8 protein-coding genes are annotated in these 7,462 nt (G+C 62.8%); all 8 read right to left on the reverse strand.

The features are described 5' to 3' along the window. Positions 1–41: 41 nt before the first annotated feature. Positions 42–1,186 (reverse strand): IS3 family transposase gene (locus ACNJ7E_RS22500; RefSeq protein ID WP_317762045.1). Its coding sequence is split into 2 segments (ribosomal slippage): positions 42–907 and positions 907–1,186, totalling 1,146 coding nucleotides; the frame shifts between segments, so codons are not numbered across the junction. A gap of 40 nt (positions 1,187–1,226) precedes the next feature. After that, positions 1,227–1,610 carry a succinate dehydrogenase/fumarate reductase transmembrane subunit gene (locus tag ACNJ7E_RS22505; RefSeq protein WP_418341007.1) on the reverse strand — a complete coding sequence of 128 codons (384 nt, stop codon included), beginning with the start codon at positions 1,608–1,610 and terminating at the stop codon, positions 1,227–1,229. 10 nt (positions 1,611–1,620) lie between these two features. Then, complete coding sequence (gene sdhC / locus ACNJ7E_RS22510; protein WP_418341008.1) at positions 1,621–2,067, reverse strand: succinate dehydrogenase, cytochrome b556 subunit; 447 nt, start codon at positions 2,065–2,067, stop codon at positions 1,621–1,623. Next, positions 2,019–2,687, reverse strand: coding sequence for a sigma factor (locus tag ACNJ7E_RS22515; RefSeq protein ID WP_418341009.1), 669 nt, complete (start codon positions 2,685–2,687; stop codon positions 2,019–2,021). The genes sdhC and ACNJ7E_RS22515 overlap by 49 nt, the downstream gene beginning before the upstream one ends. A 247-nt stretch (positions 2,688–2,934) precedes the next feature. Beyond that, entirely contained in the window at positions 2,935–3,603 is a 669-nt protein-coding gene (locus ACNJ7E_RS22520; RefSeq protein WP_418341010.1) for a VIT1/CCC1 transporter family protein, read from the reverse strand. 698 nt (positions 3,604–4,301) lie between these two features. After that, positions 4,302–4,706, reverse strand: a complete 405-nt coding sequence (locus tag ACNJ7E_RS22525; RefSeq protein WP_418341011.1) for an ester cyclase — start codon at positions 4,704–4,706, stop codon at positions 4,302–4,304. Positions 4,707–4,783: 77 nt separating this feature from the next. Continuing rightward, complete coding sequence (locus tag ACNJ7E_RS22530) at positions 4,784–5,497, reverse strand: dehydroquinate synthase/iron-containing alcohol dehydrogenase family protein (RefSeq protein ID WP_418341012.1); 714 nt, start codon at positions 5,495–5,497, stop codon at positions 4,784–4,786. Positions 5,498–5,588: 91 nt separating this feature from the next. Beyond that, positions 5,589–7,307, reverse strand: a complete 1,719-nt coding sequence (locus tag ACNJ7E_RS22535) for an IS1634 family transposase (RefSeq protein ID WP_418340312.1) — start codon at positions 7,305–7,307, stop codon at positions 5,589–5,591. Positions 7,308–7,462 lie beyond the last annotated feature (155 nt).

The following is a 7,462-nucleotide window of genomic DNA, read 5'->3' on the forward strand; positions in this document are numbered from 1 at the left end:
GGGACTGCCCCCACCCTGGTTGACACACGGGGTGTGCAGTTTCAGGCCGCGTGTGCGGTCTGATGGAGCGTCTCATATTCGACGGGTGTCAGTCGACCGAGACCGCGTTGCCGGCGACGCCGGTGGTAGGTCTTCTCGATCCACTCGACGATCGCCAACCGTAGTTCCTCACGGCTGCTCCAGCGGCGACGGTCGAGGACATTGCGTTGCAGCAACGCGAAGAACGATTCCATCGCGGCATTGTCACCACATGCCCCCACCTTCCCCATTGATCCTTGTAAACCATTGCAGGTCAGCAATTCTACGAAGATCCCGGAACGGAACTGGCTGCCGCGATCGGAATGTACGACGGTGCCGTCCGGGTTGCGGAGCGCAATGGCATTTCGCAGCGCCGAACATGCCAGGTCCGCGGTCATCCGGTCGGCGATCGAATAGCCGACGATCCGGGTGGAGAAGCAGTCCTTGATCGCGCAGAGGTAGAGCTTGCCCTCATCGGTCCAGTGCTCGGTGATGTCGGTCAACCACAACCGGTCGGGCTGCTGGGCGCTGAACTGCCGCCTGACGAGGTCGTCATGGACCGGTGGCCCGGAGCGACGATGAAGTCCTCGCTTCTTGGCGAACACCGAGAAGATCCGCTGCTGCGAACACAGCCGGTGGACGCGGTTCTCGCCGGCGACGATGCCGTGGGTGGGTAGTTCGTCGGCGATGAACCGGTATCCGAACTCCGGATCGCCGGCGTGGATATCGAGTGCGGCGTTGATCAGATGGGCATCGTCCCAGTCCCGTCGGGACACGGGATCGGTGTTCCACTTGTAGAACGCTTGCCGGGAGAATCCCAGCACCCGGCAGGTCACCGCGACGGCGATACCGTCGGCGGCAAGTTCACGGACCAGCGGGAACATCATTTTGGGTTGACGTCCCTCGATAGGTAGGCCACCGCCCGGCGCATCACCTCCGCTTCCTGTTCGAGCAGCCGGATACGTTTGCGGGCCTCGCGGAGCTCGTCGGATTCGTCTCGTGTGAGGCCCGGTCGGGTGCCGTCCTCGATGTCGGCCTTGCGCAGCCAGTTCTTCAGGCAAGTCTCGGAGATCCCGAAATCTTTCGCGATCTGCTCCAGCGGGGCTTCGCGTTTGCGGGCCACGGCGACGACGTCGCGGCGGAACTCTTCCGGGTACGGCTTTGGCATGTCGATCATCCTTCCACCGTGAGGGCAGATCCCTCACAGGTCAGGTGTCAACCAGAGCCGGGGCAGTCCCCAGCGTCATCGCCGCTGCCGAATAGATGCAGGTTGTCAGCCAGAACCTGACGACTGGCCGACTGGAGTAATCCGCGATGATGATGCGCACACCGTTGGTACCGTGCAGCACTGCGAGCCATAAGATCGCCAAATCCCACAGCTGCCAAAATGGGTTTGCCCACTTTCCAGCAACGAAGGCGAAGTCAACTTTATGAACACCGTCGCCCGCCACCAAGTTGACATAGACGTGGACAACGACCAGGACCAACAGCATCACGCCGGAGAATCGCATGAAGACCCAGGCGTATTTTTCGAAGTTCCCCTTACTGCGTGCCTGCTGTGCCTGGTCGCGCGTGGCAATTGAGACAGACATTTGCTTCCCCTCAGATGTAGTGACTCAGATGACGCACAACGAACGGGACCAACGCGAGCCCCCAGAGCACCACGACGATCCACAGCATCAGCTTCGACTTCTCGATGCCGTTCGACCAGAAGTCCAAGATGACGATACGAATCCCATTGAAACCGTGACCGAGGATCGCAGCGACGAGGCCCACCTCACCGAGTCCCATGATGAGAGTCTTGTAGCTACCGATAACCTCGTCATAGGCCTCGGGTGAGACTCGCAGAGTGAGGTTGTCGGCGACGTGCACCAAGAGGAACACGTAGATAACCATGCCGCTTACGCGCTGGGAAACCCAGGCCCACATCGAGAGTCCGCCACGATAGAGGTTACTGCGGACGGGAGCAGAACGAGTCACCTCACGAGCATCACTTTCCGTCATAGATGGGCAACCTTCGTTTCCATGACGCCAATCAGTGCGAAGCATACTGTCTGATCCAATGTCACTCGGTCTGCCGGATCCTGTTGGGTTGTGGCCGCGCACTGCAAGGTCGACTCCTGGAGCCTTGGTCCGATGCATGTTTCGCGCCGCGGCTGATCTGCACGTAAGGCATCAAGAGCTCGGCGAGTAACCGCCACTATCCAGGCTGCCACATCGTCAATCGGCGCTTGTGCGCTCGCTTTCACCAACCCGCGCCAACACTCTGAAACGATGTCTTTCGCATCGGCGTGGGTACCGATCACTGCATACGCGACCCGTATCAGGCGGGTGTCACTTGCACTGAACTCACGCGCCAATCGTCCCTCTGTACTGATCGGTGCCAATGGAATCACCATCGGATTGTGTTGTCCCTTCGCCAGGAAATCGCTCGTATAGTGAGGACGTTGCGGCTCCGCCAGATGGGACACAATCTGGCCCGGTGAGACGTAGATAACAAGGATGACCTCCTTCCTCGCGAGTGCTGGGTGTTGAGCAGTGGACTCATGAGGAGAACAGGCTTCATGGCACCGGTCTCGCGCGAGTGAGTAACTGCTTAACGGTGCGCTCCAACCAATTGCTCGGGCGCCGTAGCGGCCGCGGGGGGCTCTAGGCCTCTTAGTAGCCATCAACCAGGGAACGGTCTCGGCCGGAATGACCGCGCCAGAGACTGCTGCGACGAATCACCAGGGGGGTGGCACGCTCCGTGGAACTGAACGGCTCATGTTTCGCAGCCGCCCACGAACGCCGTCGATCTCGCGGGGTCGGGCCAGCTAGGTGTGAGGGGACGGAGTTGGTCGCACACCAGATATTGACACACAGCGCTACCCGGCTTACTCAACTCGGCTTACAGGCAAAATTGTCGGTAGGTCGAGGTCAAATGGGACTGCCAACAAGGTGCCCGAGTGCGTATGCGGCCGTCATCGCGATCGCACCGCCCGCCACGATGCGCAACACCGCCCGACGCCGTGCGGCACGGCCCAGTCGGGCACTGATGGTCCCGGCGAGCGCCAGCGCAAGTAAAACCGCTCCGAACGTGACCGGGATGCGCGCAGGCACAGGGGGCATGAGGATGGCGATTAGTGGTAACAATGCGCCGATCGTGAACGAGATTGCGGAGGAAAACGCTGCCTGCCAAGGATTAGCCAGGTTGTCTGGATCGATGCCCAGTTCGATATCTACGTGGGCAGCGAACGCATCGCGCTCAGACAGTTCGTGGGCGACCGTGAGTGCTGTGTCGACGCTTAGACCCTTTGCATGATATAGCGCGGCAAGCTCGGCGAACTCCTGTTCAGGGGATTCTTCAAGTTCTCGTTGTTCCTCGGCAAGCATCGCGCGTTCGGTGTCACGCTGGGTACTCACCGAAACGTATTCGCCGAGTGCCATCGACACCGCGCCGGCCGCCAGCCCTGCGATTCCAACGGTGAAGATCGGCGAGCGTTCGGTGCTCGCCGCAGCGACCCCGATAACCAGACCTGCGACGGACACGATTCCGTCGTTGGCACCCATCACCCCGGCGCGGAGCCAGTTCAACCGCGAAGCCATTGTGTCAGTGTGTGGTTCCGACGGGTGCAGTTCGATTTCGATGTTAGGAGTATGGGAGTGGGTAAGTTCCATGGTCTGGCAGCATAATTCGCTATACCTCGAGGCGCCAGGCTCCGAAGCCTAACCAACGTTAGTATGCCATAACGTAATTCGATGGGTTTATAGTTTAGAACGATTGCTACCTATAGAGGAAGGCCTACTGTCGAGTCCTGTCCAGATGACAGCGCGGATTTGGGTTGCGCTATCGGGCGGACACGTGCCGATCTCGAAACGCGGCCGCAGACCTGTACATTTCGATTGCTCATGCATGCGAACTTCAACGCACCGACGCCCCTCCTCAAGTTCCTGGTGCGGAACAAGGGACCGTGGGGTGCCTCGACGATCTCGAGATCGCCCCACAGGCGGCCAATCACATCCCGAATGCCGCATCCACGAAGGAGGACACGATTGCCCTGTAGCCGGGTAGGTGTGGTGTTTTCGAACCGACGACAGGTGCCCTCCGACAAGTCCATAGACCGCTATCCACTAGTTGGCCACAATCCTCAACCACTGGCCAGCCTGACCCGAGATCCCTACATACTGCTCAGCTTCCGGTTCTTACTGATGCCGCAGTGGGCGCAGGTGGGAAAGGGGAACGCTTCTACTACGCGCACGACGCTCTGAGAGAGCGCCTCATGCGAGTTTAAACGGTACTGGGCCTAGAACTTGTTTAGTTGGCGATGGAGCGCGCCGCCATCCCAGTAGTCGGTGCTTGAAATAATTTGACTGTCTCGCACTTCCAGCATCTGCACTCCCGTCAAGAGGAGGCTTTGTCCTTTCGGCTCGTACGAGCCCAAGCGGCCGTGCAGGTGACCGGATAGCTCGTAGGGCACCGCCGCACGGTTGCCATCGATGAGAATCTCACCAAGGTTCCATTGCGCGTCGGGGAATGCTTCGAAGAGTCGTGAGAGACCAGCCGCGATCTGCTCCGGTTTGCGATGGTCTGCGCCAACCGCGACATCGCGGTGCCGACATCGCGGAGCGTAAAGCTTCACTACATCCTCCGGGCGATGGTTGTTGTACGCCTTGTACAGATCAGTCACGATCTGGGTGATCGAGTCCATGAGAGGTGCATACCTTCCTCGAAGGCCTACGTACGTTTCGCACACTGGGTTCCCACCAGCTTGGTGGGATCGCTGCCTCAACTTGGCTGGGGAGGCTCGCCGTTCCATGCATCTCGGAGAATGGCGCGGAGGGGTTGTAGATCGAGCGGCCGGGGACTGACAAGGTTCTTGGCCACAGCTGCTCCCGTTACTGCGTCGATCTGGTTCTTTGTGATGCCGATGGCTCGGAGTCCTGCCGGTGCGCCGACCGACCGGGCCAGCGACCAGACATTGTCAGCAAGTGTCGTCGGGTCGCACTTCATCGCCTCGGCCAAACGCGCCATGGTCTCGGGGATCGCGGGTTCCAGATACCGGATGACGTAGGGCAGAACGATCGCGTGAGTTTCGGCATGGGGAGCGTCGCACATTCCACCGAACAGATGACATAAAGCGTGGTGCAGACTTGTGCCTACTGTGCCCAGCGCGATGCCGGCGAGGCAGGCGGCGATGAGAACCTCTCCACGGGGTGCAAGGTCGGTTGTGGTGTGCGCGCTCGGCAGGAAGCGCTGGAGTCGGCCGGCACCATCGAGAGCCAGTGCGTCGGTGATCGGGTCATGGTTTGTCGCCCACAAGGCTTCGGCGCAGTGGGCCAAGGCGTTCATCCCGCTGGGGCCGACGATCGAGGAAGGGAGCGCGGTCAGGAGCTGTGGGTCGTAGACGACGATCTTCGGAAGGGCCGCAGGGTCGCGGGCGGTCTTCTTGTCTTTTCCGCTGGTGAGCCCATACCGGACTTCCGCAGCTGATGGGCACACGATTCCGCGAAAAGGCGTGTTGACGTGCGGGGACGCCGCGCGGCCGCGTTGGGGTCGTGTTACTACAGGCCTTGCTTTGGCGGGATCTCGCTTACGCGTCGGTGGGGGCGAAGTCGAAGAACCGGGGCGGTTCGGGCAGCTCGAGCGCGGTAAGGATCTTTCGCTGCCCGGCGGTGACGGCGGAGCGTTGCGCCACCTGGCCGTGGTCGGTGGCGAGGGTGACCAGGTGCATCCGGTCGAGCTCGTGACGGATGCTGCGCCAGGTGTCACCGGTGGCGGTCTCGGCGACCCGGATCAGCAGCAGCGCCAGCCAGCACAACTGGACGTGGGCGCGGATGCGGTCCTCGCGGTGGTGGAAGACCGGCCGCAGCCCGAGCGAGCCCTTCATGTCGCGCCACCCGGCTTCGACGGCGAGCAGCTGCTTGTAGGCGGCGGCCAGGTCCTCCGGGGTGAGGGTGGTGTCGGACGTGCGTAGCAGCCACTTGCCGTCCAGGCCGGCCTCGGTCTTGATCGCCGTGTGGTCGATGCGCAGCAGCCCGGTGTTGGTGCGCCGCAGATACCGTCGCAGTCCCGGCTTGGATTTGAGCGAGCCGACCAGCTCGTCGCGGCGGCGCGATGTCCAGGTGTCGGAACCGTCGATCAGCTCTTCGAGGTGCGCGACGAGGTTCTCCCGTACGGCCGCGTCGCGGTCCGCCTGGTCCGGGTTGTGGCAGACGACGAATCGCCTGGTCCGGGCGCCGCCGTCGCCGTCCCCGTCACCGCCGGGCGCGACGTGCACCTCCTTGACCCGCAGGTTGCCGGCCACGGTGTGGTAGCGGCCCGGCCTGGCGAGCGCGGCGGCGGCCTCGGTGTTGGTGTGGCGCAGCTTCTCGGCGTGGATGTAATGCCCGCCGCCGCGGGTCAAATACGCTCGGTTCGCGGCGGAGGCGAAACCACGGTCGGCGACCCAGACCAACCGGCGCAGGTTCCACCCGTCCAGGTCGTCTTTGACGGTGCGGATGATCGCGGTGTCGGCGGTGTTGCCGGGGAAGGTCCAGCAGCGCACCGGGATCCCGTCGCGGGTGACGGCCATCGCGATCACCACCTGCGGCAGGTCGGTGCGGAAGTCCTTGGAGTGGCCGAACTCCCGCGCCCCGGACTCGGCCGGGTTACCGGCCCCGTCGTCGCTGGGCGGATCGGCCCGCTCCGGGCCCTCGGTCTCGAAGTAGGTGCTCGTCGTATCGACGAAAACGATGTCCAAATCCAGGTTTAACAGGTGCGCAACGGAATTGAACACATCGGCGGCGATCTCCTCGAGGGCGTCGAGGAGGAAGTCCATGCCCCGGTAGGCCTGATCGTCGGACAACGCGGTCATGTGCTCGATGGCGACGCGTTCGGTCACCCAGCCGGTCGCCGCGAGCTTCGAGCCGGGTTCGAGCGCGCGCTGGGCGACGAGGGTGAAGATCACCCGCTCCACCGCGTCGGCGGCGAGCCGCCGCCCCTCGGCGGCGCGGCGGATCGCCGCCGAGATCCCCAGCCGGTCCCAGAGCCGGTCCAGCGTCCACGCCCCGCCGAGGCGCCGGCAGTCGAGGATCTCCACCTCCCCGCCCGCGGTCGACGCCGCGGCGGACTGGTCGGGGGCGAGGAACCGCGAGATCGACGACACCAGCCGGGCCAACCCGTCCCGGTCCACGGTCTCGGCGCGGCCGAAGTTGTGGATCACCTTCGCGGTCGGCGAGCCGGTGTCCGGGTGCCGCTCGTTGTGCGCGAGCTGCAGATACGACACCACCGAGCCGTCCTTGTTCTTCCGCCGCGTCTCCCGCAGGTACATACCTACACAACACCACATCGCATGCGGCTTCACCAGCCGACACGCCGCAAGTCGTGTGCCTACAGATTTTCGCGTTCCAGACACCCTGCACCGCTCTGACCTGCGCCTTCATTCCGCGGCAGGCACGAAAATGCCTACGAACTGCGGAAGTCCGG

Origin of the sequence: Rhodococcus mengyinensis (assembly GCF_048381435.1) — a bacterium.
GTDB classification, from domain to species: Bacteria; Actinomycetota; Actinomycetes; order Mycobacteriales; family Mycobacteriaceae; genus Rhodococcus_F; species Rhodococcus_F opacus_D.

What these genes read in the sequence shown, in the direction of transcription:
- ACNJ7E_RS22505 (WP_418341007.1), bottom strand. Translation starts at nt 1,610, where the DNA reads ATGTCTGTCTCAATTGCCACGCGCGACCAGGCACAGCAGGCACGCAGT.
- sdhC (WP_418341008.1), bottom strand. Translation starts at nt 2,067, where the DNA reads ATGCTTCGCACTGATTGGCGTCATGGAAACGAAGGTTGCCCATCTATG.
- ACNJ7E_RS22515 (WP_418341009.1), bottom strand. Translation starts at nt 2,687, where the DNA reads ATGGCTACTAAGAGGCCTAGAGCCCCCCGCGGCCGCTACGGCGCCCGA.
- ACNJ7E_RS22520 (WP_418341010.1), bottom strand. Translation starts at nt 3,603, where the DNA reads ATGGCTTCGCGGTTGAACTGGCTCCGCGCCGGGGTGATGGGTGCCAAC.
- ACNJ7E_RS22525 (WP_418341011.1), bottom strand. Translation starts at nt 4,706, where the DNA reads ATGGACTCGATCACCCAGATCGTGACTGATCTGTACAAGGCGTACAAC.
- ACNJ7E_RS22535 (WP_418340312.1), bottom strand. Translation starts at nt 7,307, where the DNA reads ATGTACCTGCGGGAGACGCGGCGGAAGAACAAGGACGGCTCGGTGGTG.